This is a genomic window from Nocardia kruczakiae NBRC 101016, assembly GCF_001612965.1.
GTDB classification, from domain to species: Bacteria; Actinomycetota; Actinomycetes; order Mycobacteriales; family Mycobacteriaceae; genus Nocardia; species Nocardia kruczakiae.
Map to the genome: position 1 here is coordinate 77,332 of NZ_BDBL01000034.1, position 23,177 is coordinate 100,508.

A 23,177-nucleotide genomic window follows, 5' to 3' on the forward strand; every position below is an offset into this window, starting at 1 on the left:
GAGCGAAGAGTGGGTGGATGGTGCCGATGATGCCCTCCGAATCCCACAGTCGCCACTGTCGAGGGGAGGTCAGTGCGCCCGGATTGGAGTGTCTCGTAGCCAGTAGGACACCGCCTCGGCGCGATTGGCGGCTCCGAGCTTGCGCAGGATGTGGGTGACGTGGGTCTTGACCGTGCCCTCGGAGATCGACAGCTTGCGCGCGATCAGGCGGTTCGGTTCGCCCGCGGCGAGCAGTTCGACCACCTCGACCTCGCGGCTCGACAGCAGGGGGTGGGGCTGGACGGGTGCCGCAAGCGTGGGGCGGGCCGTTATCTGCATGGTGCCGGTGAGTTGCTGCATCCCGCGCTGCAGATCGGCGACACCTTCCAGCACCCGAACCCGGGCCAGGTTGTGGCTCAAGCCTTCGGCGAACAGATTGAGCACCGCCCGGTCGGAGGCATCCACCTCACGATGTGGCTGATAGCAGTCCCCGTGCACCATGCCGACGACCCGCCCCTGCACCGCCAGCGGGGCGATGGCATAGGAGGTGCAGCGCGACATCTTCACCAAGGTTCGCTCGACTCGCGGATTCTGCTGCACGTCGAGCGCCAGTCCGGCCCGGCCGTGCGCGACGATATCGGACTCGATCAAGGTGCCGTCGAGTCGTGGCGGATTGTCGCGCCCGGTCGCCACCATGTCTTCGGCCAGTTTCGGATCACCGACCACGCACATGGTGCTCAGCTTCCATACCGAATTCTCCACCGTGGACAACAGCACCCGATCGAATCCCAAGGTGCAGGCCGCTTCGGGTGCCCGGGTGAACAGATCGTCGACCGTTACCGCGTCGTGCAGACTCGCCAGTGCGCGGCGGACTCGGCGCAGCAGTTCGACGCCCTCGTTGAGCCGCGCCTCGTCGACCGCGCTCTCGGCTTCGCGAATTCGGGCGAGCAACGCGGTGAGGCGGGCCGGTAGGTCGGGCCGGGCGTCGGTGGCCCGAACCAGATCCGCGAGAGTCGCATCCCACAGATAGCGCAGGATCTGCTTGGCCGTCAGCGCCCAGGAGTAGTCGTAGGTGGGGAATTCCCGGCCGAGCGTGGCGCCGGCGTCGACGACGAGTTCGCGGATCCGGATGCCGAGCTCCCTGTCGAGCGCTACGTCGCGGCGGGGTGAATCCGTCGTTGCGGTTGTCACTGTCGCTCCACTACTTCCCAAGGACAATATATTATGTCCAATTCTAGCGGTAGTATGGACCTCGATGTCACAGTTTCGCGCAACGTGACCGCAGTCGACCGAAGGTCGTACTTCGATCGGACCAGCGGTGGATGTCACCGGCCCTGGTCGACGTCATCGTTGATATCGGCATCCCAGCCGCGCGGTAGCCAGGAAAGGACCTCCGTTCGTGTCCAAGACCATCGTCGAACAATTGGCCGACTTCACCTCCGGCGTCGACTATCGCCGCCTGCCGGAGGAGGTTGTCGTCGAATGCAAGCGGATCCTGCTCGATTCGATGGGCTGTGCACTCGGCGCAGTCGACCAGCACAAGGGAAAGATCGGCATCGAATTCGGCCGCCTCGCCGGTGGTACCGGCGGTGATGCGACCATCATCGGCACCCCCGACCGGGTATCGATCTTCGGGGCCGCGTTCGCCAACGGTGAGTTGATCAACGCCCTCGACTTCGATGCAGTTCTGCCGCCCGGTCATGTGACACCGTATGTATTGCCGCAGACCATGGCGGTGGCCGAACGTCAGCAGCGCTCCGGCCGGGATGTGATCGCCGCGATCGCGCTGTCGCACGAGATGTCGTTCCGCTTCTACAAATCCGTCGACTATCTGCGCGACCGCACCGACACAGAGATGAACCTGTCGCCGGTGCTGGGCTACAGCAATACCGTCTTCGGCGCCACCGCGGCCGTCGGAAAGCTCGAGGGCTATTCCGCCGAGGTACTCGCCCACGCACTCGCGATCGCGGCCAGTACCTCGCCGGTGAATTCGATGCGGTCGTGGCTGGCGCACGCGCCGACCGCGACGATCAAGTACTCGCTGGCCGGCGCTCTCACCAATGCCTCGCTCACCGCGGCCTACATGGCCAAGCTCGGCCACCGCGGTGATCTGCCGGTCCTCGACGACGCCGAACTCGGCTACCGCCGCTTCATCGGCACCCGGCGCTGGGAACCGCAGAACATCACCACCGGTCTGGGGGAGGAATGGCTGTTCCCCGCGGAGCAGACCTTCAAGCCGTATCCGCACTGCCGGATCCTGCACGCGCCACTGCACGCGCTGACCGAGATCGTCGAAAACAACGATCTGAAGCCGGAGGAGATCGAGGCGATCCGCTGCTGGGGCGAAGCCGCGGTCCTGCATCCGCTGTGGTTGAGCAACGTCATCGACAGCACCCACGACGCGCAGTTCAGCATCGCGCACGGCCTGGCCGTCGGCGCGCACAACATCACCCCGAGCAAGGCGTGGCACGATCCGGATCTCGTGTTCAGCCGCTCGGTCATGGATCTGATGGAGCGGGTCACCTTCCAGCCGCATCCGGACTATTTCCAGGCGCTGTCGGCGCATCCGTCGGCGCGGCCCGCCCGCATCGAAGTCGACGCTCGCGGAACGACTTTCGTCGCCGACCGGGTGTATCCGAAGGGCAGCCCGACACCGGATCCGGACACCCGGATGACCGATGCGGAGCTGATCGCCAAGTTCCGGGTCAATGCCGAAGGCGTCATCGCGGATTCGCAGATCGACAGCATCGTCGAGGCGGTGTTCGACCTCGAGAACGTCGACGATTTCGCGACGGTCATGCGCCGGCTCGGCACTCGGTAAACCCGCCATCGGCTGAAGGTCGTAGTCGAATACGACCGGCGACGGATATCGCCTCGCGTGTGCGCTGCGACACACTCGACGACAGCGCGCCGCGCAGCGCAACTACCGAGCCGCCCTCGGTTCCGAGACGGCGGCTCTCCGACGGGTCCGGCGTGAGCGATGCTTCGGCCGGTGCGAGGAGAAGAACATGGTCTATCAGGGCAACTATTCGAAGCTGTTCATCGGCGGTCGCTGGGCCGATCCCACCGCGACGGAGAAGATCGCGGTGATCTCGCCGTACACGGAACAGACCGTGGCGCACGTGCCGAACTCGGCGGCCAGCGATGTCGACCGTGCCGTCGCGGCCGCCCGGCACGCGTTCGATCACGGCCCCTGGCCGCAGCTGTCGCTGCCCGAACGGATCGAGGTGCTGACCCGCGTCAGCGCCGGGCTGGGGGAGCGGCAGGAGGAGATCGCCGAGCTGATCACCACCGAGATGGGCAGTCCCATCACGCTGTCGCGCAGCACCCAGTCGCTGGGGGCGAAATTGCTGCTGGACGCCTTCCTCGGACTGGCGCCGAGCTACGAATGGAGCAGCATCCGGCGCTCGGCCACCGGCACCGGCCTGGTGACGCGCGAGCCGATCGGCGTTGTCGCCGCGGTCATTCCGTGGAACATGCCGTTGCAGATCGCCATGCTCAAGCTCGGGCCCGCGCTGCTCGCCGGCTGCACGGTGGTGCTCAAAACCGCCCCCGAGGCGCCGCTCAACGGCTACATCCTCGGCGAAATCCTGCAGGCTGCGGGCCTGCCGGACGGTGTGGTCAACATCCTGCCCGCCGACCGCGGGGTCAGCGAACATCTGGTCACCCATCCCGGTATCGACAAGGTGTCGTTCACCGGCTCCACCGCCGCGGGCCGCCGCGTCGCGGAACTCTGCGGACGTGACCTGCGCCGCGTCACTTTGGAATTGGGCGGTAAGTCCGCGGCCATCGTGCTCGACGATGCCGACCTCGATCTGGCGATCGGCCAGATCCGCAAGCTCTCGATGCGCAACAACGGCCAGGCGTGCAGCAACAAGACCCGCATCGTGGTGGCCCGCTCGCGCGAGGCCGAACTGGTCGAACGGCTGGTCGCGATGGTCGAAGCGATGCCCGTCGGGGACCCGTCCGACGCGGCGACCGAGATCGGGCCGGTGGTCAGCGCCCGCCAGCGCGCCATGATCGAGAGCTACCTCGAGATCGGCCGCAACGAGGGCGCGAAGATCGCCGTCGGCGGCGGCCGGCCCGCCGGTCTGGATCGGGGCTGGTTCGTGGAGCCGACCGTTTTCACCGGCGTCGCACCGGATATGCGGATCGCGCAGGAGGAGATCTTCGGCCCGGTGCTGTCGGTGCTGAGTTTCGCCGACGAGGACGAGGCCGTCGCGATCGCCAACAACTCGATGTTCGGTCTCAACGGTTCGGTGTTCACCGCCGACGACGAGCACGCGCTGGCGGTCGCGCGCCGGATCCGCACGGGCACAGTGGAATTGAACGGCAACGTCGTCGGTTTCCACTCGCCCATCGGGGGCTTCAAATGCAGCGGCATCGGTCGCGAGGCCGGGCTGGAGGGGTTCGACGGATACGTCGAGCCCAAGTCCTACGGACTGTCGGCTTCGCTGGCGGAATCGCTGTCCTGACACCATCATTCGACCGACCCGGCGCTGGCCGGAAGCAGAGGAGTGCCGATGCGCGGCGTTGTGTTCAACGGTGACCGCAACCTCGAAATCGTTTCGTTCGACGACCCCGAACCCGGGCCCGCGGACGTGGTCGTTCAGATCAAGGCGTCCGGGATGTGCGGTAGCGACCTCCGGTTCTATCGCGCCGCTCCGGGCGAGGCACTGGCCGCGTTCGGACTCCACGGTGACGACGCCGGCATCATCGCCGGGCACGAGCCGTGTGGTGTGGTGGTGGCTCTCGGATCCGAGGTGGACGCCCGTGCCGTGCGCGTCGGTGACCGGGTGATGGTGCATCACTACGACGGATGTGGATTCTGCGACCTGTGTCGCAGCGGATGGACCCAGATGTGTGAACGCGGCGCGAAGATCTTCGGCGCCACCGCCCACGGCGGCCACGCCGACTACATCAAAGTGCCCGCGCGCACGCTGGTTCCGCTGCCGGACGAGCTGAGCTTCGCCGCCGGCGCGGCCATCGCCTGCGGCACCGGAACCGCCTTCGGCGGGCTGGTGCGGCTGAATATCGACGCCCGCGACACCATCGCCGTGTTCGGGCAGGGACCGGTCGGCCAGTCCGCGGTGCAGTTGGCCGCGGCGATGGGCGCCGAGGTCATCGCCGTCGATGTCGCACCGGAAAGAGTGGCTCGGGCAGTCGAATTCGGTGCCGCGCACGCCGTCGACTCCAGCGCTACAGACGCGGTGGAAGCGATCCGAGAACTGACCGGGGGAAAGGGCGTGAGCTGTGCTCTCGACTGCTCGGGCGCGGCGCCCGCCCGGGCGGCCGCGGTGCAGGCCGCCGCGCCGTGGGGTCGGGTCGGATTCGTCGGCGAGGGTGGCCAGGTGACGCTGAACGTCAGCCCGGAGATCATCCGCAAGCAGCTGACCATCATCGGCTCCTACACCTTCTCCGTTGTGGGACAAGGTGATTGCGCCCGCTTCATCGCCCGTCACGGCGTCGACGTCGACAAAATCTTCACCGACCACTGGACGCTCGACGACGCCGATCAGGCCTACCGTGAATTCGACAAGCAGACCGGAGGCAAGGCCGTCATCGAGTTCTGACGACCGACCTCCGGCGCATCTGTCGACGACTCGCCCTGGCAGCAACTTCCCCAGCTGCCAGGGCGAGCTGCGTGGTGTCGCAGGGCGAGACACGTTCGTCTGCCATATAACGCGTCAGGTGCGGCGGTCGCGACCGCCGCACCTGAAGAGATGGGAAGAGTCAGCCTCAGTACAGCGTGTAACCGCCGTCGGTGGCCAAGGTCGTGCCGGTCACGAACGACGCGGCGTCCGACAGCAGCCACATGGCGGCCTGGGCGTGTTCGACGGGTTCGCTCGCGCGGCGCAGGGCATGGGTGGCCGCGACGGTATCGGCGTAGGACGGATTGTTCTCCAGGTACTCCAGGTACATCGGCGTCTTGGCGGTCGAGACGCCGATGGCGTTGACACGGATGCCGTGTTCGCCGTATTCCGCGGCCGCGCCTTTGGTCAGGCCCGCGACAGCGTGTTTGGAGGCGGTGTATTCGGCGGCCATCGGGATGTAGACGAACGCTCCCACCGAAGCCGTGTTCACGATCGAACCGCCGCCGGCCTCGATCATGGCCGGAATCTCGTACTTCATGCACAGGAACGGTCCCGCGACGTTGACGGCGAAGATCCGGTCGAAATCCGCCCGCGTGATGTCGACCAGGCTTTTCCCCGAGTTCGGGATTCCCGCGTTGTTGAACGCGCCGTCGAGGCGGCCGTACGCCGACACGGCCGCCTCGACCATCGCCTGCACCTGCTGTTCGTTCGTCACATCCGTGGTGACGAACTGGGCGGTGTATCCCTCGGCGGTCAGTTGCTTCGCCAGCGCTTCGCCTGCCTCGGTGGTGACATCGGCGATGGTGACCTTGGCGCCGTTCTCGGCGAACAGCCGCGCGGCCGCCTCGCCGATACCGCTCGCGCCGCCCGTCACGATGACGGAGCGATCGTCGATTCCAGCCATGATGCTTCTCCTGTCGGATAGTGGTCGAAGGTCGGCGTGGATGCCGACGTCCGTGGTGCGTGCCCGGAATGCCCGAGCCACAACGGTTTTGGTCGGCGGTCGGTGTCGCCGAGAGTCGCGGTCCTACCAGCCCGGCGCGAGCGTGAGGGTCCGCCCATCCGCGACCCGAGTATCGGTCCGGATGACGGTGGTTTCGTCCGGATCGAGGGCGCCGCCGCTGCCCACGTGGTAGCGGCGCAGGATGTTCTGGCCGACCTGCGCCGGGTCCGTACCGAATACCCAGAGTGCGTCGCCGCTCGGCGACATCACCGACGACTCGGACATGGGGCCGAGCGGGCCGTTTCCGAACGGTGCGTCGGGCAGCGGGCGCAGGGCTCCGTCGGGCTGCACGGCATAGGCGCTGATGAAGTTCGAGCCCATATTCGGGACGTACACGTATTTGCTGTCGGGGGTCACGCTCATGACATGCGGCAGCAGTCCGGAGGTGAACGGCGAACCGGCAACCGGGCTCAAGGTGCCGTCACCGGCGATGGTGTAGCCCGACACACTGCCCCCGCGCTCGTTGGCGATGTAGAGGTGGCGCCCGTCCGGGGTGATCGTCGGGTAGATCGGGCCGGAGCCGGTGGGGATTCGCTGCTGCGCCGGGGTGACCGTGCCGTCGTCGTTGATCGCGAACCGGACCAGCTGATCCATGAGATAGCTTGCCGCATACAGGTTTCGGCCGTCGGGGGACACCACGGCGGAGGAGACGCCGTCGGCCGGCGCGCCGAACGGCACGGTGGGACCGTTGGGGACCGGCGTGCCGTCGTCGCGGATGGTCAGCGCCATGATCGAGGCGTTCGCCACGCCCATCACGACGTAGGCGCGGCGGCTGTCGGCGGTGAAGGCGATATCCACCGGAATATCGGGCAGTGTCATCCCCGGAAGGGCAGTGAGATGGCCGTCGTGCCCGATCGCATAGACGAGCAGGGTGCGCGTCGCCCCGGAGGCGACATAGAGGAAGCGCCCGTCCGGCGAAGCGACCTGCGGCCAGCTCGCGACGCCGGAGGGAACGCCCGGAATGGGTTGTGGCGCAGCGGTATCAGTGGCGTTGTAGCCCACCACCCCGTCACTGAGGAAGCCGTGCGCGTACAGATGGTAGCCGGGTGAACTCGAGGCGGGCGCGTCGGCGAAAGCCTCCGCCGGCAACGGGAGAACCATCATCCCCGGCAACAGGATCGATCCCATCGCGGCCGCCCACCGGGCACGCCGGCGCTCGGTCACACGGCACTTCGAGTCGGCGGCGGTCCCGGTTGCCGGTGCCGACTCACCTGTCGTCTTCGAACCAGATGTCATGAATTCGAAGCTAGGGAGAATTGCCGGCGGCGACTGTCCAGATACTTGGACATCGGTCCTCGGTAGATCCGAGAACGAGCGGTAGCCCCGGCTCGGCTCGAACCGGGGCTGTGCAGGGCGAATCGCCCACTGGCTCTAATGCACGGCGGCGAACATCAGCCGGGTCTCGTCGGCTTCGTCCGGGGCGAATTCGGCGGCGATCGTCCCGTTCTTGGCGACGAGGATGCGGTCGGACAGCGCCCGGATCTCCGGCATGTACGAGGAGATGACGACGACCGCCACGCCGTCGTCGGCGAGTCCCCGAATCATGGCGTGAATCTCCGGGATGGTGCCCAGATCCACACCGCGGGTGGGCTCGTCGATGATGGCGACCAGCGGTTTGCGGGTCAGTCCCTTGGCGAGCACGACCTTCTGCTGGTTACCGCCGCTGAGTTCTTCCAGTGTGGCCCGGTTCGGTTGCAGGGTCCGGACCTGGAACAGTTCGACGAACCGTTGCGCCACGGACTTCTTGGCGCCCGGACGCACCAGGAACGGCAGTCGCCGCGCGCTGCACAGATGACCGAGATAGATGTTGTCGGCGATCGTCAGGTGGCTGAAGAAGCCGGAGGCCTTACGGTCCTCGGTGATGTAGACGATGCCCGCCTTGCGCGCGTGCCGCGGTGTGCGGAAACGGACTTCGCGGCCGTTCAATCGGGTGGTGCCACCGCGCAATCGGCGTCGCTTCATGATGCCGCTGATGATCATCGCCACCTCGCTGCGGCCCGCACCGACCAGACCGTAGATGCCGACGATCTCACCGGCGTAGGCGGAGAACGACATATTGCGCACCACCGGAAGCAGTGTCACGTCCTCGACCTCGAGCACCGGGGTGGGATCGGGTTCGCGCTGGGGCAGCACCCGGCCCATTTCGACGTTGCGGCCCACCATCATTCGCACGACCTCGTGGCGGCTGAACTCCGGCCGGGTCAGGGTGCCCTGCACCTCGCCGTCGCGCAGCACGGTGATGCGGTCGGCCTCCTCGAACGCCTCGTCGAGCATATGGGTGATGAAGATGACGCCGATGCCCTTGCGCTTGAGGTGCTGCATCGACATGAACAGTTGCAGCCGTTCCTCCGGGGTCACCGAGGAGGTCGGCTCGTCGAGGATCACCAGCTTGGCGTTGCGGTGCACCGCCCGCGCGATCTCGACCATCTGCTTCTGCCCCACACCCAGCGCCCCGGCCGGCACGTCCGGCCGGATGTGGAAGTTGTGTGACTCCAGTAGTTCTCGCGCGACGATGTTGAGGTGGCCGAGGTTGTTGAACACCTTCTCGTTGCCCATGAACAGGTTCTGCGCCACTGTCATGGTCTCGACCAGGGAGCCCTCCTGGTACACCATCGAGATACCGGCTTCCACCGAATCCTTCGGCGCGGTGAACCGGCGTTCGCTGCCGTCCACTTCAAGGGTTCCGCTGTCGTGGGCGACGGCGCCGGAGATGATCTTCACCATCGTCGATTTGCCGGCGCCGTTCTCACCCAGCAGGGCGTGGATCTCACCGGGCCGCACGTCGAAGTCGACGCCGCGCAGCGCGTAGGTGCCGCCGTAGCGTTTGCTCACATCCGACAGCCGGATCACCGGCTCGACGGCCGTGTCGTTGACCGCATAAGGCATCCTTGTCACCCTCTTTCGTTGTCGCCGGTCAGCTGCAGGATGTTGCCGAAACCCTTGGCCGCTGCCAGGATTGCACTGTCGGAGACCGCCACGCCGGTCACGCCGTGGCGAGGGCTGTCGACCCGCGCGTGTGCGCTCTCCACCACGCGCCCGGTGCGGTCCACCCGCAGCACCAGGCCGCACGAGCGCGCCGGCGCCCACGGTTTGACCTCGCCCAGCACCCGCAACTGGCCCATCTGCATGGTGTCGGTGTAGGGGTTGGTGCAGCGCAGTCGCGGCACGAACCAGTCCTCGGGGTCGACGTGCGCCACCATTTCCTCGATGACCTCGGGTTCGTCGAGCAGCATCTCGGTGACGCGATTGCGGATGTAGGGCGCCGCCACCCACCAGCCGTCCCCGGCGGCCGCGAGGCGGCCCGGGTAGATCGGCATATTGCGGGCGATCGGCCGCGACGGGCGGGCGAGGTTCGCCAGGGCGCGCAGCTCGATGCGGTGATCGAAACTCAGCGACACCAGCACCTCGGTGGGCGAGGCCACCTCGATGCCCGACGGCCACCCCAGACCCTGCGCCTCGACCCGCGCCCGCGAGCCGTCGAATCGGACGATGAGGCCGGAACGGTCGCCGCGCACCAACGCCCGAGACCAGTTGCCCGCGTCGTGGTTTCGGGAACCGACCGTGCCGATCAGCGAACCGTCGGGCAGGACCGCGAGATCGGTGACGCAGGTGGTGACCACGGGGTCGGTGCACAGGTCGGTCACCGTCCCCGACATGTCCACCGCGACGAGCCCGGTGCCCTCGACGCCGGCGATCACCGCGCTGCCCCGGCATACGAGCGTGCCGACCGGTCCCGGCAGATCGGCGAGGATGCGGACCTCACCGTCGCGCAGCGAGAACAGGGAGTTGCCGCTGCCGAACAGCACCGCACCGGATGCGGTGATGACGACGTCGTCGGGTGCGTAGACGTCGTTCGCCAGCAGTTCCCTCGCCTCGTCGAGCCGCCGGTTGGGCCGCAGTCCGGCATCCATCGGCGGTACGGTCCGGTGCTTGCCCCAGGCCGGATTGATCCATTCGGCGAGGGTGGCGATCGTGCGGTTCACAGGATCACCCCGGCCGGTGTGCGCCTCGTATCCGGCAGTCCCGGAATACGATTCGGGTCGATGCTGCCGATCTCGCTCGCCTCCAGCGGCAGCCGGCCGATGCGGTTGTTGCTGACGCCGCACAGGTACAGATGGCCGGCCTGTTCCTTGACCGAGGTCACCATCGGATAGTTCTCCATGGTCTGGTCCCACAGCACGTCCAGGATGCGGCCGCGGTCGTCGAACTTGAGCACACACGACATGTTCAGCTGCGGAACGACCCAATTGTCCAGTGACACTTCGCGTGTCATCCGCCGCCGCACTCCCGGATACTTGCGCAGCAGATCCGACATCGGGGTCCGCATCGCGCACAGCGGCAGCCAGTAGTTGCCGTCCGAGGACCGGTTCAGATTGTCCGGGTAGCCGGGCAGGTTCTCCAGAACCGGCTCGAGCTGACCCTGTTTCGGCCCGGCGATCCACAACCGGTCCACCCGGCACAGCCCGGTGCTGACGATCAGGATCGACTGCCCGTCGTGCGAGGTGCAGATTCCGTTGGGGAATACGTGATGGGAGACGACCACCTCGGTGCTGCCGTCGGGATCGATGCGCACCACCCGTCCGTTGGCGCGGAACTCCACCAGTTCGATCAGGAAGTCGGCGGTGTTGTTGCGGGTGGAGAAATCCGAGGCGTAGATCGAGCCGTCGGGGGCCACGTCGAGGTCGTCGACGGCCCGCAGGCCGGAGTCGTCGAGCAGGGAGAACGGGCTGCGTTTGACCTTGTTGGCCAGCAGTTCCGATTCCCCGTCCGGCGAGATCCGGTAGACGCCCATACCGCCCACCGCGACCACCAGGTTCCCCTCGCGGTCGAACACGTGACCGCAGGGGAAACCGCCGGTGCGAGAGAAGATCTCACCCTCGGTGCGGTCGGGTGCGAACTTCCACACCCAGCCACGCTGATCACCGCAGAAGACGTTGCCGTCGGCGTCGACGGCGCAATCCTCGGCACCACGGATCTGGCCCAGGCCGATCGGCGGCGCGCCGGTCAGACGGCTGTTGAGATTCCAGACGCTGCCGGGGGCGTTGATATCGATCAGCGGCGGCAGGACCAGTTTCGCGGGGTCGATCTTGAGCTTCTCGACCGTGCGCTGCCGATACTTACCCCATTTCAGGTCGAGGATCGTGAACAGCAGCAGCACCGCCGCGAGGATCACCGTGTAGTAGGACCCCTGTGCACCCTCGGCGATGGTGGCCTGCTGGATGATCGCCACCACGAGCACGCCGACGGTCGCCCGCAGAACCGATCCGCGGCCACCCTTCAAGCTCACCCCGCCGAGCACCACCGCGGTCAACGCGATGATCTCCCAGCCGTGCCCGACATTCGGATCGGTGCGGCCGAGCCGGGCCGCGGTGAGCAGACCCGACAGGCCGGCCAGCGCCCCGGAGAGCACATAGATCCAGAAGGTGGTGGCGACGACCGGAATGCCGTTGCGGCGCGCGGACCGTCGATCCGAGCCGACCGCGGTGACCCACCAGCCCCAGCGGGAACGGGTCAGCCCGAGGTGCACGACGATCAACACCACGGCGAAGAGGAACCATTCGGTCGGGATGCCGGCGACCTTGCCGAAACTCAGGAAATCCCAGACGATGTCGGGTTTCGCGATGCCGATCTTCGTGCTGTAGGCGCTCTGCAGCGCGGAGGCCGCGCCGCCGAACGCGATCAGGGTCACCAGCGTCGTGATGAACGGGCGCATCTTCAGCCGGGCGATGAGGACGCCGTTGATCGCGCCGAGCGCGGCCCCGATCACGATCGCCGCGGGCACCACCAGCGGCATCGGCCAGTTCCACACCCGGTTGGCCACCATCGCACCGAGCGAGGCGACGCCGACGACGGAACCGACCGACAGATCGATGCCGCCGCCGACGAGTACCACCGTCAAACCGATGGCGAGCAGGCCGTATTCGGTCGCCTGGTCGAGGATGAGCGGGGTGTTATCGGCGCCGACCGGGGTGGTGGACAGCACGATCGCGCACAGGATCAGCGCCAGACCGAGCGGGACCGCGCCCTCCATCCAGCGCTTCTCGAACAGCTCCGACAGCGTGCGGTAGCGCGCGATGCGGTCGGTCCACCTACCGCCGGTGAGCGGGAAGGAGTCCACGCCGCGGGACAGGTACTTGATCCCCAGCCGCCCGCGCGTCAACGTCGGGGAAGACGTCGCGGGCGGCGAGGTGTCGGTGAGTGCGTCGACGGTCATGCTCACTGGCCCTTGTAGCAGGCGATGGAGACGTCGTCGACGTTGGACTTGTCGACCATCGCGTCGGAGACGAACGACACGGTGTGGTTGCCGGCGGGTTTGACGCCGGACTGGATCAGCTGCTGGGTCGCGACCGCCGCCGCCTCACCGATGCCTTGGACGTCGTAGGCGACCGACGCGGTGACCAGGCCCTGCTTCAGCGCGTCACACCAGCTCTTGTCGGCGTCGAAGGTGTAGGTACCCACCGAATCCGGTGCCACCTGGCCGCGTCCGACGGCGTTGGCGACGGTCTGGCCGACGGTCACCGCGTTGACGTCGTAGGTCACCAGGAAACCGCACAGCTTGCCCTGCGACTGCTGCAGCATCGACTCCGCCGCCTGCTGGGCGACCGCGTTCTGGAACTGCGAATGGGCAAGGGTCACTGTGTATCCCAGCGGATCGAGCACATCGTGAATGCCTTTGGTCCACTGGATCGAGGCCGGGTCGTTACCGGGGCCGTCGATGATCGCGACCTGCTTGGGCGCGTTGCGGCGGCCGCAGTCGTCGGCCGCGCGCTGGGCGATCGTGCGGGCGGCGTGCCCGACGTCGACGCCGATGAACGCGTCACCGAGGCGGGTCGACATCATGTTCAGCACGACGGTGTAGATGCCGGCGCGCTCGGCCTGCTGAATCGCGCTGTCGAGCAGGCCCAGATCCTGGTTCTGCAGCACCAGGACATCGGCGGCCTTGCGGGCGATCAGGTCGTTGATCGTGCTGATCATCCGGTCGCTGGAGAAATTGGAGTCGTAGACCTGGAAGTCGGCGCCGAGATTGCCGAAGGCCCGCTGCATCGTCGAACCCCAGTTCTCGGTCAGCGCATAGCCTTTGTAGAGGATCGGGACGAAGGCGATCTTCTTGCCCTTCATCACGTCGTGGGCCTTCTGCACCGCGGCGTTCATATCCACGGTGGCGCCGAACGCCTGATCGCCGCCCGCGGCTCCGCCGGAACTGGCGCCGCTGTCCACCGAACATCCGGCGACGGCGAACGCTGCCAGAGCGGCCGTCACCAGGGCGAGTATCTTCTTACGGTTCATCGTCGAACCTTCCTGCTGTGTGACTTGTCGATTGGGAAATGACTTGTGGGGGAGGGCATTACAGTTCGCCGGACTTCTCGGTCTCGACGTTGCGTGGATGCAGCCAGGCGTCGAAGGCGATGGCGGCGATCAGCACCGCGCCACGGATGAGGTCCTGGAAGGCGGTGGTGAGGCCGTGCAGCACCAGCAGGTTGTTCAGGACGCCGACGAACAGCGACCCCGCGAGCACACCGAGAATCGTGCCGCGCCCGCCCGACAGCGAGACACCGCCGATGACGGCGACGGTCAACGCCGTGAACAGGATCGGATCGAAGGAGGTGACGGTGGTCTGCACGCTGCCCTGGATCGACACCGCCACATATCCGGCCAGCACGGCCAGCAATGCGGCGATCACGTAGGTCAGCACCTGCAGCGGACGCACGGGAGCGCCGGTGGCGCGGGCGGTGTCGAAGTTGTCGCCCATCGCGCGGATCAACCGGCCCGCGGAGGTGAAGGAGATGAACAGCCACGCCAGGACGAACACCGCGGCGGCCACCAGCACCGGTCGCGGAACGCCGAGGACCGCGCCGTTGTTCAGCGCCGCGATCCAGGATCCGCCGGGCACGTTGTAGACGTTGCTCGTCAGGAACAGGATGTCGACACCGCCGATGGCGAGCATGCCGGTCGCCAGGGTCGCGAACAGTGCCGGCACCTCGAAGTAGGCGATCAGCACACCGTTGATCACGCCGATCAGCAGGGCCAGTCCGGCCATGAGGAGAATCGCTTCACCTTCCGGCATACCGCGATTCATGAACGCCAGGGTCGCCTGCGCGGAGCCGAGCCCGATTCCGGCCACCGACAAGTCGATCCCCTTGCCGAGGATGACCACCGCCTCGCCGACGGCCAGAATGCCGAACGCCGCCGACAGGCTCGCGATGCTGGTGAAGTTGTTCAGCGACAGGAAGTTCGGAGTCGCCAGTGCACCCACGAGGCAGACCAGCACCGTGATGCCGAGCACCAGATAGCCCTGTTCGACCCGGGCGATCCGAGCCCGTGGCGAGATGTGTACGCGAGTGTCCAGCGTGGCCGTGGTCATCGTCGACCACGCCCGTCGCTGCTGTGTGATGGCTCCATCGCCGCTCCTCGTCAGTCATGTGATGTGGCTGACAACTGTGGCGGAGGGCACAGCGCGAGGGCATCTGACGCCGGGTGGATTCGACTACGACGTTCGGATGATCGGGCGGCGGTGGCTGCGGGCGATGAGCGCGGAGCGCAGATACCACAGGCCGGTGGAGCGCGACACGTCCAGGCCGGTGAGTTGAGCGATGCGTTTGAGCCGGTAGTCGACCGAATTGGGGTGCAGGTGCAGCCGATTGGCCGTGCGTTTGCGGCTCTGGTCGTGGGCGATGAAACACTGCAGCGTGCTGAGCAATTCGGGGTAGTCGTCGAGTGGATCCAGCAGCGCGCTCAACTTGTCCAGGCCGGGGCCCGGGCGGGTGAGCTGATACTCGAGGGCCAGATCGTCGAAGCGATGCAATCCGGTCATGCCGAGCCGGGCCGTGAGGTCGAGCAGCTCGTGCGCACGGTCGGCGGCCGCGGGAATGGCGCCGGCCTCGGCCCGGGTGACCGCGGCGGCGATCGGCACACCCGCCGTCCGGGTGAGGTCGGCGACGAGTGCGTCGAGACCGGTTTCCTCCACAAGCGACGTGGGCACCAGTACGGAGCCGCCGTCGAGCGACAGCACGTCCAGTGCGGCGCCGCGGAATCGGTCGGCGAGCTCGGCTCGCACCCGGCGCAGAGGTGCGGCGGTCAGGAGGTCGGGGTCGGCCCGCGGGGACAGTGAATCCGGGTATCGCAGGACGGTCAGTGCCAGTACCCAGTACTCGTCGGCGATCACAATTCCGCCGTGTCGGGTCAGCGCCGAGGTCGGGCGCCCCTCCAGCAAGGCGGTAGCGAGGGCGCGAGCGGCGTGCTGGTGATGACGGTCGGCGGCGGCCTGGACCTGACGTGCATAGGCTCCGGCGACCGTCGAGGTGATCGTGTTCAGCAGGTCCAGAACGACGTCGCTGTCGATGGTGTGGCGGCGGACGCCGGCTGGGCCGATCCGCGGCACCGCGCTGCGAGTCACGAGATCGATGGCCAGCCGGACACCGTCGTGCATCAGTCGCAGGATCGTGTCGATGGGTATCCCGTCGCGTGCCCAGCACGACGCCTCATGCTGCAGACGCTGTAGATGTTCGGGACGTTCCTGGCCGGCCAGAATGCAGATCGACAGCTCGAGGCATTCCTGGACGGCGTGAGTGAGGTTGTGGCCGTAGGCCGATGGCCGGTCGTTACGAGGCGAGGCGGGATGCGGCGGTGGGACGCGGTCCGCCCGCGCGAGTTGTCTTTGCGGCACTGCTCCTCCTATCCGGAGTTGAACCCCGAGATCCGGCGTGCGAGCGCCGTTAACGGAGTGGGAGCGCAGTAGCGAGTTTCGGGCATCGGAAATCTCCTTCGTCGATTCCGTATTCGGGTCGAAACGCAGACTCGGTGTGCGCGGGGACCGTAGACTCCGCTGGCGCGTAGCGCCCAGATCGTTCGAGTTACCCGAGACTACGGGCGCTGCCGACCGCGAAGTGTTCAAGTATTTGGACACACCCCGGGACGGCGGCGTCGGTGCTGGTCACCGCGCGGTTTTTCCGCCGAGGATGTGACTTGCATCATTTCGTACATAAAATATAATGCTTCTCACATACTCACACTCGCCATGCCATCGAGAAGCGCAACAGGGTAGGCGAGTCAGGCGAGACAAGGTGGTGTCGCGTGCCTTCGATATCGGCGCATCCCGGCATGAGACCGGCACGACCCGAAATCGCGTCGGCGTGGTTACGATCCCGGCTCAACGGCCTCGACGAACATGTCACGCCCCGATTCGATTCCGACGCGATCGCCGTCGACTCCGGCCTCACGCGGGCGGCGCGTCCCGTGCTCGAACGAGCCACGGCCGAACTGGACGGCACCTCGGTCACACTGCTGCTGGCCGACCATTCCGCCCGGGTGGTGGATGTCCAGTGCGCGGACCGCTCGACACTGCGCGGCGTCGCCGATCTGGGCGTGGTGCCGGGTATCCGGCTCGCCGAGGACGAGGTCGGCGCCAACGCGGTGGGCACCCCGATCGAAACCCGGCAGGGACTGCTCGTGGAAGGCCCCGAACACTTCATGTCGGCGTTCCAGGGCTTCACCTGCTACGGGCATCCGATCGTCAATCCGGTCACCCGCAGGCTCGAGGGCGTCCTCGACATCAGCGGCCGGGCCGGTGACGACCACCGGCTGTTCCCGCCCTTCGCGCGGCGGGTGGTCCGTGAGATCGAAGATCGCCTCCAACTCGACGCCTCGCAGTCGCAGCGTCAGCTCCTGACCGCCTTCCAAGCCGCGGCGACCCGGCGTAAACGAGCGGTCGTCGCGGTCGGGCACGGCCTGGTCCTGGCCACACCCGCCGCTCTGGATCTGCTGGAACCGGCCGATCACGCGGCCGTGCGGATGTGCGTCGAGGGCACCCGCTTCGCCGGTGAGGCCATCCACCGCCTCACCCTGGTCTCCGGACGCACCGTCCGCCTGCGGTGTGTCCCGGTCGACGACGACCACGGCGTGCTGGTCGATATCGTCCCCGACCAGGACACCCGTCGTGGCGAGCGTCCCGCCGCGCGGCCACTGGGCTGGCCGCTGCTGGTGGTCGGCGAACTGGGCAGTGGCCGCTCCGCCGCCGCCCGGGAGGCCGCAGGGCCCGATGCGACCGAACTCGACGCCACCGAAATCGTGCGGCTGGGCGAACAGGCGTGGGCCGCCGACACCGAACTCCTGCTCGGCAGTGCGGGACCCGCCGTGGTCGTCGAAAACATCCAACTGCTCTCGGAACAGATGACGACACTGCTGGCCCGGTATCTGCGCGGCGCGCGGCGCAACGTCGTGCTGACCTCGACCCCCGGCGAACACCTCGACAGCGTGCACGCCCCACTGGTGGTGCTGTGCAACCACCGCAACGAACTGCTGCCGCTGCGCCGCCGCCGCCACGAAATCCCGCAGCTGGCGCGGCACATGCTCGCCGAGGTGAATCCGGACGGGCAGACCCGGCTGACCGCCGAGACGCTGCGCATCCTGGCCGAACAACCGTGGCCCGGCAATCTGGCGGAGCTGCGGCGCGTGATCGCGACCGTCGCCGAACTGCGCTCGGCCGGCGACATCATTCCCTCGGATCTGCCGGCCTCGCACCGCGAGCGTCCCGCACCGGCGTCGCCGTTCCGGCAGGCCGAGCGGGAGGTCATCGTCGCGGCCCTGGAAGCCGCCGGCGGCAACCGCCTGCAAGCGGCGCGAGCGCTCGGAGTCAGTCGTTCCACTCTGTACAACCGGCTGCGCGCCCTGCACATCGACTGAATCACGGTGAGTGTCCAAAACTTTGGACACTCACCGGCCGGATGCCTCTCTACTGTGGGTCGGGCGCCGAATCAGCCGGCCCCGGACAGTTCCGGACTTGACGCTGATCGCGACCCGTCGGCGGACGGTCGCGGTCGGCTCGCGTACGGGCACGTCCACTCCGACTCCGCCGGAGTAGTCCGACCCGATCGATTTCGGCGGTTGGGGGGTCTCCGGGGTCCGCGCGCGGCGACAACGCGTGCCGGACCCCGGGGGCAACTCGCCCACATCGACGTTTGGACTCCATTGATGACAGGTACCGAAGCCCCGCGCTCGCGATGGCGCGTCGGCATTCGAACGCGAGTGCTGGCGATCGCGCTGATTCCCAGCACCCTGTTGCTGGCCACCGGCGGTGTCACCCTCGCTGTCCTGGGCACCCGGGCACACGCCGTCCGGGTGTGGTCGAACTATCAGCAGGGCATCATCGATCCGCTGCTGCATTTCGTCACCGCCGTCGAAGACGAGCGGACCGCCGGCATGCTGGTCGCCGGCGGTGCCCCGGCCTCGGCGGTGGATCTGACGGGCCGCCGGAAAGCGCTGGACGCCGCGATGGCCGAAACCGCCGACATCGCCTCGCGCGCACAAGATATCGACCCAGCGGTAGCGGCAGAGGTCAGTAGCCGGCTCGGGCAGATCGTGGCGAAGCTCGGCGAAACACGACACGGTGTCGATACCCGCACGATCACCCCCGAGGCCGTCGACGCCTTCTACACCCTGCTCATCGGCGCCACCACCGAGGCCGGGTACGACAGCGACATCAACAACTCACCCGACAACGACACACTCGCCGGCGATATGACGGGCAATGCGCTGATCCGTGCGGTCGACACCCATGCGCGAGCACTCGACTACGCCGCGGTCGCCCAATCCCGCGGCGCGCTCGACGCTTCCGGACGCCGAACCCTGGCAGAGCTGACCGGAGCGTATCGCCAGCAGCTCGACACCGTGGTGCCACGGCTGGCTCCCGATCCGCAAGCCGCGTTCCATGCCCTGACCGACAGCGCCGAATGGCGCCTCACCGATGCCGCCCAGAACCAGCTCGCCGAACGGGGCAGCCTCGACACCCCCGACGACCGATGGTGGGCCGCCCAGAAAACGGTCGGAGCCCGGCTGATCTCGGTGGTCGCCGATCAGTACCGTCACACCGTCGCACTGACCCACAGCGTCGCCGACCGAACCATGAACTGGGCGATCACCGCCGGTACCGGCCTCGTCATCGCGACCCTGCTCGCCGTGGCCGCTGCCCTCGTACTCGCCGGGCGGCTCGTACGCCGATTGCGGTCGCTGCGCTCATCCAGCCTCGAACTGGCCAACGACCGCCTTCCCGCGATCATCGAACGCATCCATCGCGGCGAATCGGTGGATGTGCAGGGCGAGACCACCCCCGTGGACACCGGCGCCGACGAGATCGGCGAAGTGGCCGACGCATTCGCCGCCGCCCAGCGCACCGCCATCGACGCGGCCGTCGCCGAAGCGCGCACCCGCGACGGATTCAACCGTGTCTTCCTCGATATCGCGTTCCGCAGTCAAGCCCTGGTCCGCCGCCAGCTCGACGTCCTGGATGTGGCCGAAGCCAAACAAGACCATCCCGATCATCTCGACCTGTTGTTCCAGCTCGACCACCTGGCGACCCGGGCCCGCCGCAACGCCGAGAACCTGCTGATCCTCGGCGACCGCCAACCCGGACGGCAATGGCGCCGGCCGGTGGGCCTGGAGGAGATCGTGCGCAGCGCGGCCTCGGAAACCGAGGGCTTCGCGCGGGTGACCGCCGTCCGGCTACCACCGGTGAACGTGCTCGGCACCGCCGTCGCCGACCTCGTCCATCTGCTCGCCGAACTGATCGACAACGCGGCGAACTTCTCCCCGCCCGACGCCCCGATCACCGTGCACGGCAGCATCGTCGGCCGCGGTGCCGTCGTCGAAATCGTCGACCGCGGACTCGGCATGGTGTTCGAACAACTCGAGCAGGTCAACACCCTGCTGGTGGAACCGCCCGAATTCCACGAGATGGCGCTGACCGGCCGGCGCCAGCTCGGACTGTTCGTGGTCGGTCGCCTCGCGCGACGGCATGGCATCGGCGTGACCCTGCGCGAATCGCCCTACGGCGGCGTCACCGCGATCGTGCTCATCCCCGCCGCTGCGCTGGATGGGGTGAGCCTGGACGTCGCGCCCGCCGACCCGGACACCCTCGGACCGCCCCGCACCCCGCTGCCCCGCAGGATACGGCCCGACCACGGTATGCCGGCCGCGCGCCGGCACATCGGGTCCGCACCGCCGTCGGCGTCCGAGCGGCTACGAACCCCGGACGTGGCACGCGCGGCGATGAGCTCGTTCCAGCGCGGGACACGGCAAGCCCGAAGTTCCGCCGGCAACGGCACACAGCAGAATTCCGACCAATAGTGAACGGCCGCAACATGAACGAATACCCCTCGACCGCTCCCGCCCCGGCCGGGCTGGACTGGATACTCGACAAACTGGTTTCCCGAGTTTCCGGGGCCGAAGGTGCGGTCGTCCTGTCCGCCGACGGATTGCCGATGGCCGGATCCGGCGGTCTCGGCCGCGAGAACGTCGAACATCTGGCGGCCATCGCCTCGGCACTGCACAGCCTGGCTCGCGGCGTCGGCTCACATTTCGGCAAAGGTGAATTGCATCAGACGGTCATCGAACTGGAATCGGGATTCCTGGTCGTGACCGAGGCCGGAAACGGGGCATGCCTGGCGCTGCTCGCCGATATCGAAGCCGACCTCGGTCTGATCGCCTACGAAATGAATGTGATCATCGGCCAGGTGCGCGAGCACCTGTCGGCGGTCCCCAGAATGTCTGAAACAGTGGCCCCGCCGTACCAGCCGTGACACCCGACGATTCACCGATCGACGACGATCCGGGACCGCTGGTTCGGCCCTTCGCCACGACCCGCGGGCGAACCGGCACCAACCTGCACGACCTGGACATTTTCACGCTGGTGACGGCCCTCGACTTCGACAACGACATCGAGAATTTCGACCGCGAATACCGCCAGATCCTGTCCCTGTGCCGCGGCCGGGCGCAATCGATCGCGGAAATCGCGGCGCGCTGCGGGCTGCTGGTCACGGTGGCGAAAATCCTCGTCGGGGATCTGATCACCGCGGGATATATCGATTTCCGATCGCCGCATCCCGACGTCGGCCACGATCCGGTATTTCTGCGGGCGGTCCTGGCCGGGTTACGAAAAATCTGATCAGCCTCAGTGTCGGTCTGTCCAAAAAATTGGACACCTCGCGTCCAACTCTGGTCATACGTTCGTGGCAGCGGTCCGGCGGATCGATGTCGGGCCACCGACCCGCGTAGGCGGGTCGCCAACCAACGGAGGTTGTCTTGAACGATCGGAATACCCCGAGCACCGGGAAAGTTGCGTCGTCCCGGAAAGGGCGGCGGCGAACGTCGGCATTGGCCGCGGCGATCGGCGTCGCTGTGGGGGTTTCGATCGGAGTCGTCGGGACCCCGATGGCGGGCGCGGATCCGACCGGCCCCAGCTATCTGCTGGTCGGAGGCACCGGATCATCGAACCTCGGCGTGCTGCGCGAATCGGGAGGCCATTTGTCGGGCACCGGCCCGACGGTTCCCATCGAAACCGGCACCCTCAGCGTCGCCGCCACCCCGAACAACCGCTATGTGTATGTGGCGCATACCATTTCGGGCACGCTGCAGGGGTTCCGCGTGAATCCGGACGGCTCCCTCGCCCCCCTGGCCGAGGCGCGGCTGGATCTCGGACAGCCGGTGGTGGGAGCGGTGGTGAGCCCCGACGGACGGTGGCTGTTCGCCACGGTCGGCTCGGTGACCAACGAAGTGCGCACCTACGCCATCGCTGCCTCGGGCGCGCTGCACCCGGTCGCCTCGGCCACGATTCCGGGCGCCACCAGCGGCCTGTCGATCCCGACGGTTTCGCCCGACGGCCGATTCCTGTTCGCGCCCAGCTTCATCGGCGCCACCATGGACTCCTTCGCGATCGGCGACGACGGGCATCTGACCCCCGCCGGACCGCAGGTAGCCACGGGCGACCGGCCGGCGCTACCCTCGGTGACGCCGAACGGGAAATTCCTCTACATCACCAACGAAGGCACCAACGACGTGTCGGCATACAGCATTTCGCCCACCGGCGCCCTGACACCGATCGGCCGGTTCCCGACCAAGGGCACCCCGCACGGAATGGCCATCACCCCGGACGGCAGATACCTGTATCTCCCGCAGACCACCGGAATGGGCGTGAGCGGCTTCGCCATTCTCGACAACGGTGCGCTGGCCCCGATTCCCGGCGCCGAAGCGCCCAGTGAGCCCGGCCACTTCCCGGGACGCGTCGTGTTGAGCCCGGACGCGAAGCGGCTCTATGTCATCGACACACTGACGGCCGCCGGCACCGAAAAGGTATTCACCTACCGGGTTCTCGACAACGGGGCGCTCGAACCCACCGGTGAGCCGCCGGCCGAAACCGGGGTGGTGTTCTCCGACGGCGCCACCGGCGTATTCGTCACCCCCGGCGCATAATTCACGATCCGGTCGCGGCGGGGCACTCGCTCGCCCCGCTGCGCACACGAGAACTCCGTCCCGGTAATGACGGCGATGCCCTCACAGCAAACGCTGTGAGGGCATCGCCACGTAGTCCGGCAACGGAAACGCTGATTACTTGCTGGGTGCCGGCTTGAAGGGGGCGTTGATGGTCGCGAAGTACTGGATCGCGGCGCCGATCGCGACCGGAGCGGTCACGAAGATCTGCCCAGCGAGCACACCCAGGAAGCCGACAGCGGCGGCACCGGCGACACAGCCACCCAGCGGGCCGAGGCCGAACAGAGTGGCCAGCGCACCGGTGGCGACGACACCGAGGGCAGCGCCCGCGATGCAGCCGATGA

General features: G+C 67.3%; 17 protein-coding genes and 1 pseudogene. 8 read left to right on the plus strand and 10 right to left on the minus strand.

The genetic code is table 11. The features are described from left to right. Positions 1 to 69 precede the first annotated feature (69 nt). Positions 70 to 1,170 (minus strand): helix-turn-helix transcriptional regulator, encoded by a 1,101-nt coding sequence (locus NK1_RS23870; RefSeq protein WP_063012089.1) that lies wholly within the window; start codon positions 1,168 to 1,170, stop codon positions 70 to 72. A gap of 208 nt (positions 1,171 to 1,378) precedes the next feature. On the opposite strand from NK1_RS23870, the gene NK1_RS23875 reads away from it, so the two are divergent. The 3 genes from NK1_RS23875 to NK1_RS23885 all read left to right on the plus strand — a co-directional run bounded on the left by NK1_RS23875 (position 1,379) and on the right by NK1_RS23885 (position 5,552). After that, positions 1,379 to 2,800, plus strand: coding sequence for an MmgE/PrpD family protein (locus NK1_RS23875; RefSeq protein WP_063012091.1), 1,422 nt, complete (start codon positions 1,379 to 1,381; stop codon positions 2,798 to 2,800). A 187-nt stretch (positions 2,801 to 2,987) separates the two neighbouring features. Next, positions 2,988 to 4,454, plus strand: coding sequence for an aldehyde dehydrogenase (locus NK1_RS23880; protein ID WP_063012093.1), 1,467 nt, complete (start codon positions 2,988 to 2,990; stop codon positions 4,452 to 4,454). A 48-nt stretch (positions 4,455 to 4,502) separates the two neighbouring features. Beyond that, entirely contained in the window at positions 4,503 to 5,552 is a 1,050-nt protein-coding gene (locus tag NK1_RS23885; protein WP_063012135.1) for a zinc-dependent alcohol dehydrogenase family protein, read from the plus strand. A 166-nt stretch (positions 5,553 to 5,718) separates the two neighbouring features. Here the strand turns inward: NK1_RS23885 and NK1_RS23890 are convergent, their stop codons facing one another. The 8 genes from NK1_RS23890 to NK1_RS23925 all read right to left on the minus strand — a co-directional run bounded on the left by NK1_RS23890 (position 5,719) and on the right by NK1_RS23925 (position 16,240). Beyond that, positions 5,719 to 6,477 carry an SDR family NAD(P)-dependent oxidoreductase gene (locus NK1_RS23890; RefSeq protein WP_063012095.1) on the minus strand — a complete coding sequence of 253 codons (759 nt, stop codon included), beginning with the start codon at positions 6,475 to 6,477 and terminating at the stop codon, positions 5,719 to 5,721. Between the two features lie 123 nt (positions 6,478 to 6,600). Further along, on the minus strand, positions 6,601 to 7,704 hold the full coding sequence (locus NK1_RS23895) for a lactonase family protein (RefSeq protein ID WP_167354294.1): 1,104 nt from the start codon (positions 7,702 to 7,704) through the stop codon (positions 6,601 to 6,603). Between the two features lie 243 nt (positions 7,705 to 7,947). Then, positions 7,948 to 9,462 carry a sugar ABC transporter ATP-binding protein gene (locus NK1_RS23900; RefSeq protein ID WP_063012099.1) on the minus strand — a complete coding sequence of 505 codons (1,515 nt, stop codon included), beginning with the start codon at positions 9,460 to 9,462 and terminating at the stop codon, positions 7,948 to 7,950. 5 nt (positions 9,463 to 9,467) lie between these two features. After that, entirely contained in the window at positions 9,468 to 10,559 is a 1,092-nt protein-coding gene (locus NK1_RS23905) for a hypothetical protein (RefSeq protein WP_063012101.1), read from the minus strand. Continuing rightward, positions 10,556 to 12,790, minus strand: coding sequence for an ABC transporter permease (locus NK1_RS23910; protein WP_063012103.1), 2,235 nt, complete (start codon positions 12,788 to 12,790; stop codon positions 10,556 to 10,558). The genes NK1_RS23905 and NK1_RS23910 overlap by 4 nt, the downstream gene beginning before the upstream one ends. Before the next feature lie 2 nt (positions 12,791 to 12,792). Beyond that, positions 12,793 to 13,863 carry a sugar ABC transporter substrate-binding protein gene (locus tag NK1_RS23915; protein ID WP_063012105.1) on the minus strand — a complete coding sequence of 357 codons (1,071 nt, stop codon included), beginning with the start codon at positions 13,861 to 13,863 and terminating at the stop codon, positions 12,793 to 12,795. A 58-nt stretch (positions 13,864 to 13,921) separates the two neighbouring features. After that, a complete protein-coding gene (locus NK1_RS23920) occupies positions 13,922 to 14,938 on the minus strand; it encodes an ABC transporter permease (protein WP_063012107.1) in 1,017 nt (338 codons plus the stop codon). 123 nt (positions 14,939 to 15,061) lie between these two features. After that, a complete protein-coding gene (locus NK1_RS23925) occupies positions 15,062 to 16,240 on the minus strand; it encodes a PucR family transcriptional regulator (protein ID WP_063012109.1) in 1,179 nt (392 codons plus the stop codon). 434 nt (positions 16,241 to 16,674) lie between these two features. Between NK1_RS23925 and NK1_RS23930 the strand changes: the two genes are divergently transcribed. From NK1_RS23930 to NK1_RS23950, 5 genes are all read left to right on the plus strand, one after another. After that, entirely contained in the window at positions 16,675 to 18,255 is a 1,581-nt protein-coding gene (locus NK1_RS23930; protein WP_063906094.1) for a sigma-54-dependent Fis family transcriptional regulator, read from the plus strand. 288 nt (positions 18,256 to 18,543) lie between these two features. Beyond that, entirely contained in the window at positions 18,544 to 20,694 is a 2,151-nt protein-coding gene (locus NK1_RS23935) for a sensor histidine kinase (RefSeq protein WP_084461458.1), read from the plus strand. Positions 20,695 to 20,708: 14 nt separating this feature from the next. Next, the gene (locus NK1_RS23940; RefSeq protein WP_063012137.1) at positions 20,709 to 21,146 is read left to right on the plus strand and encodes a roadblock/LC7 domain-containing protein; all 438 of its coding nucleotides are present in this window, start codon (positions 20,709 to 20,711) and stop codon (positions 21,144 to 21,146) included. Beyond that, positions 21,143 to 21,511: a DUF742 domain-containing protein gene (locus NK1_RS23945; protein WP_063012115.1), complete on the plus strand. Its 369-nt coding sequence runs from the start codon at positions 21,143 to 21,145 to the stop codon at positions 21,509 to 21,511. Before NK1_RS23940 ends, NK1_RS23945 begins: the two co-directional genes overlap by 4 nt. 233 nt (positions 21,512 to 21,744) lie before the next feature. Next, positions 21,745 to 22,815 carry a lactonase family protein gene (locus NK1_RS23950; protein ID WP_157104407.1) on the plus strand — a complete coding sequence of 357 codons (1,071 nt, stop codon included), beginning with the start codon at positions 21,745 to 21,747 and terminating at the stop codon, positions 22,813 to 22,815. A 135-nt stretch (positions 22,816 to 22,950) separates the two neighbouring features. On the opposite strand, the pseudogene NK1_RS35095 reads toward NK1_RS23950, so the two are convergent. Further along, positions 22,951 to 23,177: pseudogene (locus NK1_RS35095) on the minus strand (hypothetical protein); the annotation flags it as partial.